Below are 15,778 nucleotides of genomic sequence, written 5' to 3'. Positions count from 1 at the left end.
CCTACTCCGCCACTTTCGGCCCGATCGCTTCGGTCGGCGCCGGCATCCGCAACGCGTCGTCCCGCACGCGTCGCGCCTCGCGCGCCGTATAGCGATCCTTCAGCCGCAGGAACGGTTTCTCGACGAGGAAATAGCTGGCGGTCGCGGCCATCAATGCCCACACGATACCGAGCGGGAACCCATGCGGCACAGGCAATCGCGGGTTCGCAAAAGGCTGCTGCCACAGATAGAGGCTGAACGAAATCGTACCGACGAACACGACCGGCCTGGCGCGCAACCAGCGCGCGCACCAGAACTCGCCGCGGAAATTCAGCACGACGATCACGATCGCGATCAGCGCGGCTTCGAGCGTCACGCCATACGTCGCATTCCAGAAGCCGCCGAGCCGGTGCTCGGCGAGCGGCATGCCGAGCAGCACGACGAAGACGAGCGCCGTCACGATGCGCGCCTCGTTCCGCCACGAAGCGATCCACGCTTCGAGACGTTCGCGGTTGAGCGACGCATAGCAGCCGATCAGGATCGGATCGATACCCGTGTGCAGCATCATCCCGAGTTGTCCGCGCAGCGCGGGCGCGAGGAAATACGTGGTCGCACGCACCAGCGGCACGATCAGGATCAGCGCGGCCAGCCAGCGCGTGCCGGCGCGGCGGATGCCGAACACGAACAGCAGCGGCCAGAACCAGTAGAACTGCTCCTCGAGCGCGAGCGACCAGAAATGGCCGAGGTACCACGCGCCGTCCGGATGCAGCGCGTTGTCGCCGGTCAGCCCGAACCACGCCGAGTAATTCCACAGGTGCAGCGCCGCATAGAGCCACTGCCGGCGCTCGACGTCGAACCCGCCGGCGAACGCCATGATCGCGACGACCGCGAGATACACGTAGCAGGCAGGCCAGATTCGCAGCGCGCGGCGCACGTAGAACGACGTCAGCGCGATACCGCCCGTGCGCGCGAACTCGGCGCGCAGCACGTTGGTGATCAGGAAACCGCTCAGCACGAAGAAGATCAGCACGCCGAGCCGGCCGTCGGCGATCAGCCGCAACGGCGCGTACCAGCCGGTATAGCCGCCGGGCAGCACATGCTCGGCATGACCGACGACGACCATCGCGACCGCGACGGCGCGCAACCCGGTCAACTGCGTGACGCGATGGTTCATCGGCTGGTTTCCGTTGGCACGGTGAAGGAGCGGGAATGGGCCGGCGTCCAATCGGCCCGCCGACCTGCCGCCGGATTTTGTATGAAAAATATCGGAATGAAATTGCTTCAAAAATCCGCGTGACACATGTCATCGGCGAGGCGACGCCGCGCCACGACGCGCCCACGCCCTGCGCGACGAATGGGCATAATGACAAGCCTTGTCCGGCGGCGGCCGGTCCGATGCCCATGCAACGATTTTTGCGGCGCAGCAACACCCGCAGTCCCGTACCCGCCCGCACACCAGTCCGCGCCTTGTCCGCCTCCTGTCGACCCTCACCCGGAGCCTGCCTGTGTACCCACCGATCGAACCTTACGCCCACGGCCACCTCGACACCGGCGACGGCCACCGTCTCTACTGGGAGCGCTGCGGCAACCCGTCCGGCAAGCCCGCCGTGTTCCTGCACGGCGGCCCCGGCGCCGGCTGCGGCCCCGACCATCGCCGCCTGTTCGATCCCGAGCGCTACGACATCCTGCTGTTCGACCAGCGCGGCTGCGGACGCTCGACGCCGCATGCGAGCCTCGAGAACAACACGACGTGGGATCTGGTCGCCGATATCGAACGCCTGCGCGAGATGGTCGGCGCCGAGCAATGGCTGGTGTTCGGCGGCTCGTGGGGCAGCGCGCTGGCAATCGCGTACGCGGAAACCCACCCCGAACGCGTGAGCGCGCTGGTCGTGCGCGGCATCTTCACGATGCGTCGCGCGGAATTGCTGTGGTACTACCAGGAAGGCGCGTCGTGGCTGTTCCCCGATCACTGGGAAGACTTCCTCGCACCGATTCCGGAAGCGGAGCGCGGCGACCTGATGGCCGCCTACCATCGCCGGCTGACCGGCGATGACGAAGCCGCGAAGCTGGAAGCCGCGCGCGCATGGAGCATCTGGGAAGGCCGCACGATCACGCTGCTGCCCGATCCCGCGCTCGCCGAGCACTTCGCGGACGGGCATTACGCGCTCGCGTTCGCGCGGATCGAAAACCACTACTTCGTGAACAAGGGTTTCGTCGAGGAAGGCCAGTTGCTGCGCGACGCGCATCGCCTCGCCGGCATCCCGGGCGTGATCGTGCAGGGCCGCTACGACATCGCGACGCCGGCACGCACCGCATGGGAGCTGTCGAAGGCGTGGCCGGAGGCGACGTTCGAAATCGTGCCAGGCGCCGGACACGCATACAACGAGCCGGGGATTCTGGAGGCGCTGATCGCGGCGACGGACCGGTTCGCCGCCTGAGCGACGTAATGCGATGCGGCGCGTGTTTCCGTGCCTACCGGCACGTTCATACGCCGCGCGATCAAAGCGCGGCTTCGACGATCGTCCGGCCGCTGATCGCCTGCTCGACGAGCTGTTCGTCGCCGACCTTGCGGATCGCGTCGTCGAGCAGCCCTTCCGGTTCTTCGGTCGCCACCTTCAGCAGGCCCGACAGTCCGCGTGCGTCGAGCACCACCAGCGTCTCCATCGAATCCGCACGGCTCACGAGCACGCGGCGGAATGCCGGGCCCGCGCCGAAGCTCGCACAAAGCTCGATCTTCTCGTTGCCGAGCGTGTAGTCGAAGTGCTTGATCATGGTCTGCCGCCGTTGCATGGAAATGGCGACGCGCGACGGCGCGGCGCCGTGACGTCGACGCACCCGCGCGTGCCGCCGGCGCGCCGGACCGGGGTCCGAGCCGTTCGCCGGCATCACCATGCTAGGCGTGCAGTATTAACGAAGACTTAAACGGCGAATCGCCCGAACGGGCCGCATCGCATTACGGCGCATCGAGCGGCTCGACCGTCACGCCAACCTTCAGCTCCTGATCCGCGCCGCCGCCGCGGATCACGCCACGCAGCGGCGTCACGTCGGCATAATCGCGGCCGACCGACAGCATCACGTAGTCGTCGCCGGGCGCACGATCGTTGGTCGGATCGAGTTGCAGCCAGCCGCCATCCTCAGGCCACGCCGGGTCGTACACGTCGACCCACGCATGCGACGCGTCGGCGCCGATCAACCGCGGCTGTCCGGGCGGCGGCTGCGTGAGCAGGTAGCCGCTGACATAACGCGCGGCGAGCCCGAGCGAGCGCAGCGCGCCGATCATCACGTGCGCGAAATCCTGGCAGACACCCTTGCGCAACCGCAGCGCATCGAGCGCCGACGTCGTGATGTCGGTGCTGTTCGGCGTGTACGCGAAATCGGCATGCACGCGCCGCATCAGGTCCCACGCCGCCTGCACGAGCGGCCGTTGCGGCGTAAAGCTCGCGGCCGCGTACGCGGCGAGTTCGGGATCGCACGCCACGTGCGGCGACGCGAACACGAACTCGCTCGCCGGATCGTAAGGCTGCCCCGCGCGGAACCGCAGGCGGTCGCGCACGGCCTCCCATTCGGTGGCATGCGCGGCGTCCGGGTTCGCGATCGCAGGCGGCGGCGCGCCGCGCGCGCCGAGCGACCACACGGGCGGCGTCACGCGCACGGTGCTGCGGCTGCGCACCAGCAGCGTGTCGTGCGGCAGGTTCAGCGCGAACGACGCGCGTGCATTGCCGAACGCGTCGACTTCGGTACAAACCGATTCCGGTGCGGGTTCGATGTCGAGCGAGAACGACAGCACCTGCTGGCGCGGCGTCGCGAGCGGCTGCAAGCGTGCCTGGTGCTGCGCGGATTCGACACGCGCCGCGTAACGGTATTCGGTGTCGTGCGTGACACGCAGCAACCGGCCCGGCGCGACGGCGGCCGGCGCATCCGTTGCGGCCGGAGCCGCCGGCGGCGCCTGCCGTGCGTTGCCTGAACCGGCCGGTGTTTTCGGTGCGCCCTTCGTCGTCACCATAGCGTCCTGCCCGCCTCGCGCACGTGGCTGAAATAGCGCTCGCCGATCCGGTTCGACAGCTCCCAGACGGCCTTCACCGTCGTGTCGAGCGCGGCGAGCAGCTTGTCGTGCCGGCCGTCTTCGGCGGTTTCGCACAGCTCGTGCAGCGACCACGCGGGTATGTCCGGAACCGTCTCGGCCAGTTCGGACAGCGCATAGCCTTCGCCGCGTTCGACCTTCGTCAGTCGGCCGCGCAGCGCCTGCACGACCCAGCCGAGCGAGCGCGGGTTGTCGGTATCGAGCACGACGAGCGACAGCAGCGGCGCGACGTCGAAGCCCCGCTGGAAGCGCGAGCGGAACGTGATCGTGCTGTCGAACAGTTCGAGCACGAGCTCGAAGCCGTCCTGCCGATGCACGGCGCCTTCGTCGAACGCGAACTTCAGTACGCTGCACAGGAAGTCGAGCCGGTCGATCTGCCGGCCGATCGACAGCAATCGCCAGCCGTCGTCGCGTGTCATGTTGTCGGTCTGCGCACCGGTGATCGCGCCGAGCAGCAGGCCGACGCGTTCCAGCAATTGCAGCGCTTCGTTGCCGATCTGCTCCTCCGCTTCCGGCTGCCCTGCGCTGTCCGCGAACAGCTGGGTCGCGTCGTCGATCAGCCGCCACTGATCGCTCGACAGCCGTTCGCGGATTGCGGCAGCCGCGCCGCGCATGCCGAACAGGCACGACGCGATCCCCGACGTGCGGTCGGCGCCGCGCGTCAGCGACGTCGCCAGCTCATGCTGGAACGCGCGCGGCGCATCGACGGCGTGCGGCGCATCGGCCGCGATCAGCCCGGTGTCGCGGCACAACGTGTCGATCAGTTCCAGATGCGCGGGGCTGTCGACGTCGTCTTCGCCGCGCAGCCGTTCGAGCGCGGCGCGCGCCAGGCGCATCAGGTTGGTCGCCCGCTCGGTGTAGCGGCCGAGCCAGAACAGGTTCTCGGCCGCCCGACTCGCGATCGCGCGCGGCCGTTCGACGAGGTCGTCGGGGCCGAGGTGCGTCTGCAGCAGCGTCGTCGAATCGACGATGCCCTCGGTCATCACCCACGTGTCGACGGTGCTGCCGCCGCGCGGCATCGGCGCATTGAACAGCGTATCGCGCGTGCCGACCCGCGACAGCCCGCCCGGCAGAAGCCGCCAGCGCTGCGCGCCGTCGGCGAGCGCGAACACGCGCAGCAGCAGCGGCTTCGGCACGATGCGCGCGCTGTCGTTGCCGTCGGGCGCGTCGGGCCGCGGCCAGGTCGGCGCCTGCGACAGCGGCAGGTCGGCCTGCACCGTGTAATGTTCGGGCTGCGCGAGAATCCGCGCGCGCCATTCCGCCAGTTGCGCCTGCGTGAGCCGCGCGCCGATCACCGGCTCGAATGCACCGCCTTCCTGCACGTCGGGTGGATAGGATGCCTTCACGATGCCGCGCGCGAGCTGCGGCAGTGCGTCGTCGCATGCGGCCGCCTCGCCGCACCACCACGAATGCACGGCCGGCAGCGTCAGCGTTTCGCCGAGCAGCGCCTCCGCGAGACGCGGCATGAAGCCGAGCATCGCCGGCGACTCGAGGAAGCCCGAGCCCGGCGCGTTCGCGAGCAGCACGTTGCCGGCGCGCACGGCCTGCAACAACCCCGGCACGCCGAGCATCGAATCGGGCCGCAGTTCGAGCGGATCGAGCCACGCATCGTCGACGCGCCGCAGGATGCCGTGCACCGGTTCGAGCCCGCTCAGCGTCTTCAGGAACACGCGGTTGTCGCGCGCGGTCAGGTCCCCGCCTTCGACGAGCGTGAGGCCGAGATAGCGCGCGAGATACGCATGCTCGAAATAGGTCGCGCTGTGCGGCCCCGGCGTCAGCAGCACGATCCGCGAATTCTTCGCGGCGGGGCTGAGCGACTGCATGCTTTGCAGCAGCGCACGGTACGCGGACGCAAGCCGCTGCACGCGCAGCCCGCGAAACCCGCGCGGAAAGAGCCGCGACACGATCAGCCGGTTCTCGAGCAGGTAGCCGAGCCCGGCCGGGCCCTGCGTGTGCTGCGCGACGATCCGCCATTGGCCGTCCGGGCCGCGCGCGAGATCGAACGCGACGACGTGCAGCCACGTGTCGCCCGGCACGCGCGCGCCGCGCATCGCACGCAGATAGCCCGGGTGGCCGGTCACGAGCGCGGGCGGCAGCAGCCCGCGCTCCAGGATCGTCTGCGGCCCGTACAGGTCGACCAGCGTCGCGTTGAGCAGCCGCACGCGCTGCAGCACGCCGCGCTCGATCCCGACCCAGTCCTCGGGCGTGACGATCAGCGGCAGCAGGTCGAGCGACCACGGGCCGACGGCGCCGTCGCCGGCGCGCTGCTCGTGCAACTGGTAGAACAGGCCGTTCTCGCGCATGCGCCGGTGCAGTGCGTCGGCGCGGCGATCGAGGTCGGCCACGCCGTCGCTGCCGATCGACGTGAAGAAGCTGCGCCACGCGGGCGCAAGCGCAGGCGCGTGCAGGCCGGCCGCGCTGCCGCGCAGTTCGTCGTAGCGGCCGGCGGCGGCCGGCGCCGCGAGCGCGGCGGCCAGTTCGGCGGCGTCCGGCTGCGCGCCGGTATCGAAAAGCGTGGGCATCGCGTCGAAGGCGGCGGGATGGTCGAGGTCAATGGGCGGCACGATGTCGTTCCGTCGTCAGGGTGCGGCCGCGCATGCGCGCCGCCATTCAGGCGGCAAGCCGCCGTGCGGAACCGCATTCTGCCCGCATCCTAGCATTCCGGCGGGGCCGCGACCGGCCGGTGCGCCGGGCGGTCGCGAACCGCGCATCGTCGTCCGTCCAGTCATCGATCGATCACGGCCGCCGCAAGTCGAGCGTGAACGGGAATTCACGGCTCGGCGAGGCAGCGGCGACGTCCATCCGCCCCGGCGTGTGCCCGATCTCGACGAAGCGCGCGAGCCGGCGGCTCTCGGCTTCGTACGCATTGACCGGGAACGTCGCGTAGTTGCGCCCGCCTGGATGCGCGACGTGATACCGACAGCCGCCGAGCGAGCGTTGCAGCCACGTATCGACGATGTCGAACGTGAGCGGCGCGTGCACGCCGATGGTCGGATGCAGCGCCGACGGCGGCGACCACGCCTTGTAGCGCACGCCCGCGACGTATTCGCCGACGGTGCCGGTCGGCTGCAGCGGCAACGCGCGGCCGTTGACGGTCACGACGTGCCGGTTGTCGTTCAGCCCCGTCACGCGCACTTCGAGCCGCTCGACCGACGAATCGACGTAGCGCACCGTGCCGCCGGGCGCGCCCTCCTCGCCCATCACGTGCCACGGTTCCAGCGCGCCGCGCAACGACAGTTCCATCCCGTTCACCGCGATCTGCCCGAACAGCGGAAAACGGAATTCGAAGTGCGGCGCGAACCACGCCGGGTCGAACGCGAAACCGGCGTCGCGCAGCTCGGCCAGCACGTCGTCGAAATCCATCTGGAGAAATTCCGGCAGCATGAACCGGTCGTGCAGCGCGGTGCCCCAGCGCGTGAGCGGCGTCGTGTACGGCGCAGCCCAGAAGCGCGCGACCAGCGCACGCAGCAGCAGTTGCTGCACGATGCTCATCCGCGCATGCGGCGGCATCTCGAACGCGCGCAGTTCGAGCAGGCCGAGCCGGCCGGTGGACGAATCGGGCGAATACAGCTTGTCGATGCAGAACTCGCTGCGGTGCGTATTGCCCGTCACGTCGATCAGCAGGTTGCGCAGCACGCGGTCGACGAGCCACGGCGGCATGTCCTGCCCGAACAGCAGCTTGTTGCGCTGGATCTCCGCGAACGCGATGTCGAGCTCGTAGAGCTGGTCGTTGCGTGCCTCGTCGACACGCGGCGCCTGGCTCGTCGGCCCGATGAACAGCCCCGAAAACAGGTACGACAGCGACGGATGGTTGTGCCAGTACGCGATCAGGCTCGCGAGCAGGTCCGGGCGGCGCAGGAACGGGCTGTCGGCCGGCGTCGCGCCGCCGAGCACGAAGTGATTGCCGCCGCCCGTGCCGACGTGCCGACCGTCGACCATGAACTTCTCGCTGCACAACCGCGATTGCCACGCGGCGTCGTACAGGAATTCGGTGTGGTCGACGAGTTCGTCGAAGCTCGCGGCCGGATGGATGTTCACCTCGATCACGCCGGGATCCGGCGTCACCTGCAGCAGCTTCAGCCCGGCGTCGCGCGGCGGCGGATAGCCTTCGAGCACGAGCTTCACGCCGAGTGCATGCGCGGTCAGCTCGATCGCGCCGAGCAGGTCGAGATAATCCTCGAGCGCGGCGAGCGGCGGCATGAACAGGTACAGGATGCCGTTGCGCACTTCGACGCACAGCGCGGTGCGCGTGATCCACGCGGCCGATTCGAAGCGCTCCGGCCGGCGATGCGGGTCCGCGGCGCCCGGCCGGCCGCGCGCGGTCGTGCCGTCGTCGCGCCACTGCATCACGGTCTGCGCGGACGCTTCGCGATGCACGCCCGCCAGATAGCGCGGCGCGTCGGCCGGGCCCGCGTAGCGGGCGCGAATGGCGGCGGCGTCCGGCAGCGCGTCGCGCGGCGCGAACGGATCGCGCTCGACGAGGTACGGATAGTCGGCGCGGGCCGCCCACGGCAGCGAATCGAGCGGCAGCCGATAGCCCATCGGCGAATCGCCGGGCACGAGATACATCCGCTCGTCGCGGAAGAACCACGGGCCCGTCTGCCAGCGCGGGCCGTCGAGGCCCGGCGCGTCATCTACGCGCTTGACCGGCAGCACGTAGCCGACCACGCTGTCGAGCTGCTGCTCGAACACCTTGCGCAGCCGCGCGCGTTCGAGCTCGTCGTCGAGGCGCGCGTCGAACGGATCGACGTTGACGGGCAGCCGGCGCTCGCGCCACAGGTAATACCAGACGTCCTCGTAGCCGGGCTGGATGAATTCGCTGGTCAGGTTCAGCCGCGCGGCGAGTGCATCGATGAAGCGCTTCGCGTCGTCGGTGGTGTGCGATGACGGCTCGCGCTCGTCGGCGAACAGCGACGGATCGTGCCACACGGGCTGGCCGTCCGCGCGCCAGAAGATCGACAACGCCCAGCGCGGCAATTGCTCGCCGGGGTACCACTTGCCCTGCCCGAAATGCAGGAAGCCGCCGTCGCCGTATTCGGCGCGCAGCCGCTGCACGAGTTCGGTCGCGTAGCCGCGCTTGGTCGGGCCAAGCGCATCGGTGTTCCACTCGGCGCCGTCGCGGTCGTCAATCGACACGAAGGTCGGCTCGCCGCCCTGCGTGAGCCGCACGTCGCCGGCGGCCAGCGCGCCGTCGACCCGCGCGCCGAGCGCGAGCACGCCCTCCCACTGCGATTCGGTATACGGCTTCGTCACGCGCGGCGACTCGTACACGCGCGTCACGCTCATCTCGTGCTCGAACGACACCTCGCACTCGTCGATCAGCCCTTCGACCGGCGCGGCGCTCGTCGGCTGCGGCGTGCACGCGAGGGGAATATGCCCTTCCCCGGCGAGCAGGCCCGACGTCGGATCGAAGCCGATCCAGCCGGCGCCCGGCAGATAGACCTCGCACCATGCGTGCAGGTCGGTGAAATCGACCGCGGTGCCGCTCGGGCCGTCGAGCGATTTCACGTCGGGGGTCAGCTGGATCAGGTAGCCCGACACGAAGCGCGCGGCAATGCCGAGATGGCGGCACAGCTGCACGAGCAGCCACGCGCTGTCGCGGCACGAGCCGGACGCGAGTTCGAGCGTCTGCGCGGGCGTCTGCACGCCCGGCTCCATCCGCACCAGGTAACCGATGTCGCGCTGAAGCTGCTGGTTCAGCGCGACGAGAAAGTTCACGGTGCCGGCCGGCGTGCGGTCGACGCCGTCGAGATACGAGCGAAACAGCGGCGCGGCGCTCGTCTGCGGATCGCACGCGAGATACGGTGCGAGCTCGGTCTTCAGCGCGTCGTCATAGCTGAACGGGTATTGCTCCGCGCTCGCTTCGAGAAAGAAGTCGAACGGGTTGTACACCGACATCTCGGCGACGAGATCGATCGTGATCTCGAAGTGCTCGGTGCGCTCCGGAAACACGAGCCGCGCGAGATAGTTCGAGAACGGATCCTGCTGCCAGTTGATGAAGTGCTGCGCGGGCTCGACCGTCATCGAATACGCGAGGATCGGCGTCCGGCAATGCGGCGCGGGCCGCAGTCGCACGACCTGCGGGCCGAGGTTGACGAGCCGGTCGTAGCGATAGCGGGTGGTGTGATGCAGCGCGACGTGGATGGACATGGGAGCTCGGGTCGGGTTGGGCCGGCCGCGCACGCCGCGTCGTTTGCGACGCGGCGGCCCGGCATGGCGGATTCGGCGAAGGCGCGCCGCGGGTCAGACGAGTTCCGGCGTCTGCACGACGCTGATCTCGACGCCGACGGCCGTCGCGCCGAGCCCGGTCACCGGCTGCGCGTCGCGATGGTCGAGGCCGACCGCGATGCGCACGTAGCGTTCGTCCGGGCAACGGTTCATGAACGGGTCGAAGCCGACCCAGCCGAGCCCTTCGACATAGGCCTCGGCCCATGCATGGCCGGCCGGTTGCTGCATCAGCGCCGTGGCTTGCGGCTGCGCGCCGAGCGCCGCGTGCGGCTGCCCCTGGGATTGCGACTGCGATTGCCCTTGCGACTGCGACTGCGCGGCATGCGATGCACCGAGCGCCTGCTGCATCCCGTCGCCGCTCTGCAGCGCGAGCGCTTCCTCGTCCTCGACGTCGACCCCATTCTGCTTTGCATCGGCGATGCGCTGCATCGCACTGTCGGCCAGCACGTAGCCCGAGATGTAGCGCGCGGGGATCTTCAGCACGCGGGCGGCCGCGATGAACGCGTGCGCATGGTCGCGGCTCGTGCCCTCGCCGCTTTGCAGCGCGGTTTCCGCATCGACGGGCGCGTCGGCGGCCAGGTTCGGCGCGTACGCGATGCGGCCGTGCACTTCCGTCATCAGCCAGTGCAAAGCGTCGAGGCCGTGCGGCTCGATCGGCAGCGCCTCGGTGAGCGCGCGCACGGTGTCGCCGGCCTTCGTGAGCGCCGTTTCGCGCTCGAAGATCCACGGCGGCGCATAGCCTTCGGAATTCCCGAGAATGCCCGCGCGGTCCTGCGTCTCGACGACGCCGGCCGCCACGACGACGATCTCGGCCTTCGCGCCGCGATCGTGGCGCACGAGGTCGATCCGGTTGCCGAGCCCGTCGGCGTAAGACAGCGTCGGCTCGACGCCGTCGATCGTGACCTGCCACGCGCGCACCGTCTGCCCGGGGCCGGACTGCGGGCGCAGCCGCAACCGTTGCAGTGCGTGGGTGGCCTGATCGTCGAACTGATAACGCGAAATGTGTCGGATGGCGAGTCGCATGGCAAGTCTCAGTCGAAGTTGTAAGCCTGGGCGATTTCGAGCCCGAGGCTGTTGTTGCGGCCGATGAAGTCGGTCAGGAACTCGTGCAGGCCGCTCTTGAAAATCCGCTCGACCGACGTATCGGACAGCATTTGCAGGATCTTCGTGGCCGTGTCGTGACACGGGTGTGTCACGCCGTAATCCTTCGCGAGCAGGTTCAGGCTGGACACGACGCGCCCGTAGCAATAGCGCAGCGAACGCGGCATGCGGCCGTTCAGGATCAGGTAGTCGGCGATGTTCAGCGGCTTGTACTGCACGTCGTACACCCAGCGATACGAACGATGCGCGGCCACGCAGCGCAGGATCGTCTCCCATTGGTAGTTGTCGAGGATCGTGCCGACGTGCGATACCGACGGCAGCAGCAGGTGGTATTTCACGTCGATGATCCGCGCGGTGTTGTCCGCGCGTTCGACGAATGCCCCGATCTGCGCGAAATCGAAGATCTCGTTGCGCAGCATCGTGCTGTAGAAGCTGCCGAGGATCAGCGCGGTTTCGCGTTTCACCTGGTCGAGCACGGCCGGCAACTCGCTTTCCGGCACCGGCCGCGCGAACGCGCGGCGCAGCGCGAGCCACGCGCCGTTCACGCTTTCCCACGCCTCGCGCGTCAATGCCGTGCGCACCATCCGCGCGTTCGAGCGCGCGGCCTCGATGCACGACAGCACGCTCGACGGGTTGTCGCGGTCGCGCAGCAGGTAGTCGGTCACGGTATCGGCCGCATACGCGTCGTATTTCTGCCGGTAGCCGTCGTCCGCGCCCGAGCTGACGAGCACCGACGACCATTCGGCCGGCGCGTCGGCCGTGCGCGTGAGCGCCATCCGCAGCCCGGCATCGACGATGCGCGCGATGTTCTCCGCGCGCTCGATATAGCGGTACATCCAGTAGAGACCGCTTGCAGTACGTCCCAGAAGCATCTCGTGTCCACTCCGTCTTCGTTCGGTTCGCGCGCCGGCTCCGGCGCGCGCGGTCGTGCCCGGCTCAGTCGGCCAGCACCCAGGTGTCCTTGGTGCCGCCGCCCTGGCTCGAGTTGACGACGAGCGATCCTTCCTGCAGCGCGACGCGCGTGAGCCCGCCCGGCGTGATGCGGATCCGGTCCGACACCAGCACGAACGGCCGCAGGTCGACGTGGCGCGGCGCGAGGCCGGCGTCGGTCAGGATCGGCGTCGTGGACAGCGCGAGCGTCGGTTGCGCGATGTAGTTCGCGGGACGCGCGCGCAGCTTCGCGGAAAACGCGTCGAGTTCGGCCTTCGACGCGCACGGCCCGACCAGCATCCCGTAGCCGCCCGAGCCGTGCACCTCTTTCACGACCAGCTCGTCGAGATGCGCGAGCACGTACTTCAGGCTGTCGGCCTCGCCGCAGCGCCAGGTCGGCACGTTCTCCAGCAGCGCCTTGCGGCCCGTGTAGAACTCGACGATCTCCGGCATGTACGAGTAGATCGCCTTGTCGTCGGCGATGCCGGTGCCGGGCGCATTCGCGATCGTGATGTTGCCCGCGCGGTACACGTCCATGATGCCGGCCACGCCGAGCACCGAATCCGGGCGGAACGTGAGCGGATCGAGGAACGCGTCGTCGACGCGGCGGTACAGCACGTCGATCGGCTGGAAGCCTTCGGTCGTGCGCATCGCGACGCGGCCGTCGATCACCTGCAGGTCGCTGCCCTCGACGAGGTGCACGCCCATTTGATCGGCGAGGAACGAATGCTCGTAGTACGCGGAATTGTGGATGCCGGGCGTGAGCACCGCGATGGTCGGATTGTCGGCGTTGCCGCCCGGCGGGCACACGGCCGCGAGCGACTGGCGCAGCATCTGCGGATAGGTTTCGACCGGACGCACCTTCACCTGCTGGAACAGCTCGGGGAAGAGCTGCATCATCGTCTCGCGGTTTTCCAGCATGTACGACACGCCGGACGGCGTGCGCGCGTTGTCCTCCAGCACGTAGAACGCGTTCTCGCCGGTACGCACGATGTCGACGCCGATGATGTGCGTGTAAACGTTGCCGGGCGGCCGGAAGTCGATCATCTCGGGGATGAACGCCTCGTTGTGCGCGATCAGGTGCTTCGGCACGATGCCCGCGCGCACGATTTCCTGGCGGTGGTAGATGTCGTCGAGGAACGCGTTCAGCGCCATCACGCGCTGCTCGATGCCGAGCGACAGCCGGCTCCATTCCGCCCCCGAGATGATGCGCGGGACGATGTCGAACGGAATCAGCCGCTCGGCGGCCTCCGCGTCGCCGTAGACGGCGAACGTGATGCCTGTCTTGCGGAACACGCCTTCCGCATCGTGGGCCTTCTGGGCGAGGCTCGCAGGATCCTGCGTGTCGAGCCATTGCTTCAGGCGCGCGTAAGGCGCCCTCACCATGTCGCCGGATTGCAGCATTTCATCGAATGGCTTCATCGATCTTCTCTCCATCGATCGTTTTCCCCGGCATTGCGCATGCCGGACCGGCGTACTGAATGCTTTGCAAGGAACGTGCCTTGCTCGATCCCTTCGATATCCCCCTGTTTTGCGCCGCCCAGGCACGCCTGCGCGGCATCGCGCACCATAACGGTGCAACACCGGACGCGACCGGCGCTTGCGGTGCGCCGCGAGCGCGCACGGCCGATGCTGCGCCGCGTCCGACGAACATAGTTCCCCCGCGTGTCACGAATGTGCAATCTGCACTGCACCAAAAACGGCGAGCCGGGCCCCCGGCACGGCCGTGAACGGGTGGGCCGGCACGCACACGGCGCAGCCGACCCTGGGGAAGCGCCGTCCGGGCGGCCGGGACGGTCCGACGCGGTGAACCGTCCGGTTAACCGGTCCGGCCCCTCAACGCTATGCAGCCGTAATCCCGCCGACAACGCCCATGCATATTTCGACTGACACCGATCGAAAAAAAACATCGGCCCGACCGGCGCGATGCGCGGTACGCTAGAACGTTGGTGCAGCAGACGGCGCCGCCTTTCAGGCGCCCGACTATAAAAAGCGAAGATCGAAATGGAAGCAAAGTGGCTGGAAGATTTCCTGAGCCTGGCGGATACCAAGAGTTTTTCCCGGGCCGCGCGTCACCGGCACCTGACGCAGTCGGCGTTCAGCAGACGAATCGCCGCCCTCGAAACCTGGATGGACGCGAAGCTGGTCGACCGGAGCATCAATCCGGTCGCGCTGACGCCCGCCGGCCAGATGTTCCGCGGGCTCGCCGCGGACATCCTGCGCAGCATGTATGCGGCGCGCAATCTCGTGAACGGCTACGACCAGTTCGCGGCGAGCGACCAGGTCGTGCGCTTCGCCGTCGCGCACACGCTCGTCTTCACGCTGTTTCCCGAATGGCTCAAGCAGCTCAATAGCGAGGTCGGCCACGTGACCGCCCGCGTCAATGCGGTAAACGTGCCGGAGGGCGTGCAGCAACTGGTCGAAGGCGAATGCGACCTGCTGCTCGGCTATCACCACCCGCAGTTGCCGATCGTGCTCGATCCGAACCACTTCCCGTTCGTCAGCCTCGGCGTCGAGCGGATCCTGCCCGTGTCGTCGCCCGACGCGCGCGGCAAGCCGGTGTTCCAGCTGCCCGGCACGCCCGATGCGCCGCTGCCGCTGCTCGCGTATTCGTCGGGCGCGTTTCTCGGCAACATCGTCGAGATGCTGCTGCTGAACGCGACCGAGCCGTACGTGCTGCACCGGTGTTTCGAGACGCACATGTCCGAGGCGCTGAAAGGGATGGTCGTGGCCGGGCACGGCATCGGCTGGCTCCCTGAAAGCTGTGTCGCGAAGGAGCTCGCGGACGGCACGCTCGTGTGCGCGGGCACCGGCGACTGGATCACCGAGCTCGAAATTCGCCTGTATCGATCGGCGCGCAAGCGCGGGCTCGCGGCCGAACAGCTGTGGGCCTACATCATGAACCGGCCGCGCACGGCGCTCGACGGTGCGATCGGCACCGAAGAGGCAGTCGCGCCGGCGATGCGCAGCGCGCGGCGAAGCGCAGGCGGCAGCCGCTGACCGCGCATTCGCGCCGTGAACGTCCGCGGCGCGAATGCACGTTGTTTCGATAGAAATCGATAATCCCGCCGGGTTCCATAAAACCCTTGCCGACTTGCAAGCGATCTCGATAAAAGCGCAAACGTTTGCGGTTCATGTCGTATTTTTTACTGTTTTCCGTATTAAGTAAGAATATTCAGCCCGATTTTCCAGACAGAAATACCTTGTTACACAAGTTTCTATTTACCTGTAACTGCCGGAACCATCAAAAACGTCGCACCCTCATTTCGCAATTCGCGGCCTGTATCCTGACCTTCATCGATTCGGCCTGAACACAGGCGCAATACTTTCTTTTATCAGTCGTTATTTTTCGGTACCACAGTCGATACGTCCGACATGATTCAAAGCGTGCTCGATCATCGCTACCGGCGAGCAATTTTCATGTTCGGCAATATCGCCTTTATTCAGTATTAAGAAATC

The 15,778-nt window shown here is 68.0% G+C and carries 10 protein-coding genes; 2 read left to right on the top strand and 8 right to left on the bottom strand.

Annotated features, from left to right (window positions below; translation table 11 throughout):
- Nucleotide 1: 1 nt before the first annotated feature.
- Nucleotides 2–1,153, bottom strand: coding sequence for an acyltransferase (locus tag CFB81_RS20370; RefSeq protein WP_089436310.1), 1,152 nt, complete (start codon nt 1,151–1,153; stop codon nt 2–4).
- 331 nt (nt 1,154–1,484) lie between these two features.
- Between CFB81_RS20370 and pip the strand changes: the two genes are divergently transcribed.
- Nucleotides 1,485–2,417 (top strand): prolyl aminopeptidase, encoded by a 933-nt coding sequence (pip, locus tag CFB81_RS20365; RefSeq protein WP_089436309.1) that lies wholly within the window; start codon nt 1,485–1,487, stop codon nt 2,415–2,417.
- Between the two features lie 61 nt (nt 2,418–2,478).
- Here pip and CFB81_RS20360 read toward each other — a convergent pair whose 3' ends face one another.
- The 7 genes from CFB81_RS20360 to CFB81_RS20330 all read right to left on the bottom strand — a co-directional run bounded on the left by CFB81_RS20360 (nt 2,479) and on the right by CFB81_RS20330 (nt 13,741).
- Nucleotides 2,479–2,751 carry a hypothetical protein gene (locus CFB81_RS20360; protein WP_089437079.1) on the bottom strand — a complete coding sequence of 91 codons (273 nt, stop codon included), beginning with the start codon at nt 2,749–2,751 and terminating at the stop codon, nt 2,479–2,481.
- Nucleotides 2,752–2,932: 181 nt separating this feature from the next.
- The gene (locus CFB81_RS20355; RefSeq protein ID WP_069618303.1) at nt 2,933–3,982 is read right to left on the bottom strand and encodes a transglutaminase family protein; all 1,050 of its coding nucleotides are present in this window, start codon (nt 3,980–3,982) and stop codon (nt 2,933–2,935) included.
- Nucleotides 3,976–6,582, bottom strand: coding sequence for a circularly permuted type 2 ATP-grasp protein (locus CFB81_RS20350; RefSeq protein WP_069618647.1), 2,607 nt, complete (start codon nt 6,580–6,582; stop codon nt 3,976–3,978). Before CFB81_RS20350 ends, CFB81_RS20355 begins: the two co-directional genes overlap by 7 nt.
- A 214-nt stretch (nt 6,583–6,796) precedes the next feature.
- Nucleotides 6,797–10,210: a DUF2126 domain-containing protein gene (locus tag CFB81_RS20345; protein WP_089436308.1), complete on the bottom strand. Its 3,414-nt coding sequence runs from the start codon at nt 10,208–10,210 to the stop codon at nt 6,797–6,799.
- Nucleotides 10,211–10,303: 93 nt separating this feature from the next.
- Entirely contained in the window at nt 10,304–11,311 is a 1,008-nt protein-coding gene (locus tag CFB81_RS20340) for a transglutaminase family protein (RefSeq protein ID WP_069618305.1), read from the bottom strand.
- A gap of 8 nt (nt 11,312–11,319) precedes the next feature.
- Nucleotides 11,320–12,261 (bottom strand): alpha-E domain-containing protein, encoded by a 942-nt coding sequence (locus tag CFB81_RS20335; RefSeq protein WP_069618306.1) that lies wholly within the window; start codon nt 12,259–12,261, stop codon nt 11,320–11,322.
- Nucleotides 12,262–12,325: 64 nt separating this feature from the next.
- Nucleotides 12,326–13,741, bottom strand: coding sequence for a circularly permuted type 2 ATP-grasp protein (locus CFB81_RS20330; protein ID WP_069618307.1), 1,416 nt, complete (start codon nt 13,739–13,741; stop codon nt 12,326–12,328).
- A 582-nt stretch (nt 13,742–14,323) separates the two neighbouring features.
- Between CFB81_RS20330 and CFB81_RS20320 the strand changes: the two genes are divergently transcribed.
- Complete coding sequence (locus tag CFB81_RS20320) at nt 14,324–15,319, top strand: LysR substrate-binding domain-containing protein (RefSeq protein WP_069618308.1); 996 nt, start codon at nt 14,324–14,326, stop codon at nt 15,317–15,319.
- Nucleotides 15,320–15,778: the final 459 nt, after the last annotated feature.

Origin of the sequence: Burkholderia sp. AU28863 (assembly GCF_002223195.1) — a bacterium.
Lineage (GTDB): Bacteria > Pseudomonadota > Gammaproteobacteria > Burkholderiales > Burkholderiaceae > Burkholderia > Burkholderia sola.
This window is presented reverse-complemented; position numbering and strand designations above follow the sequence as displayed.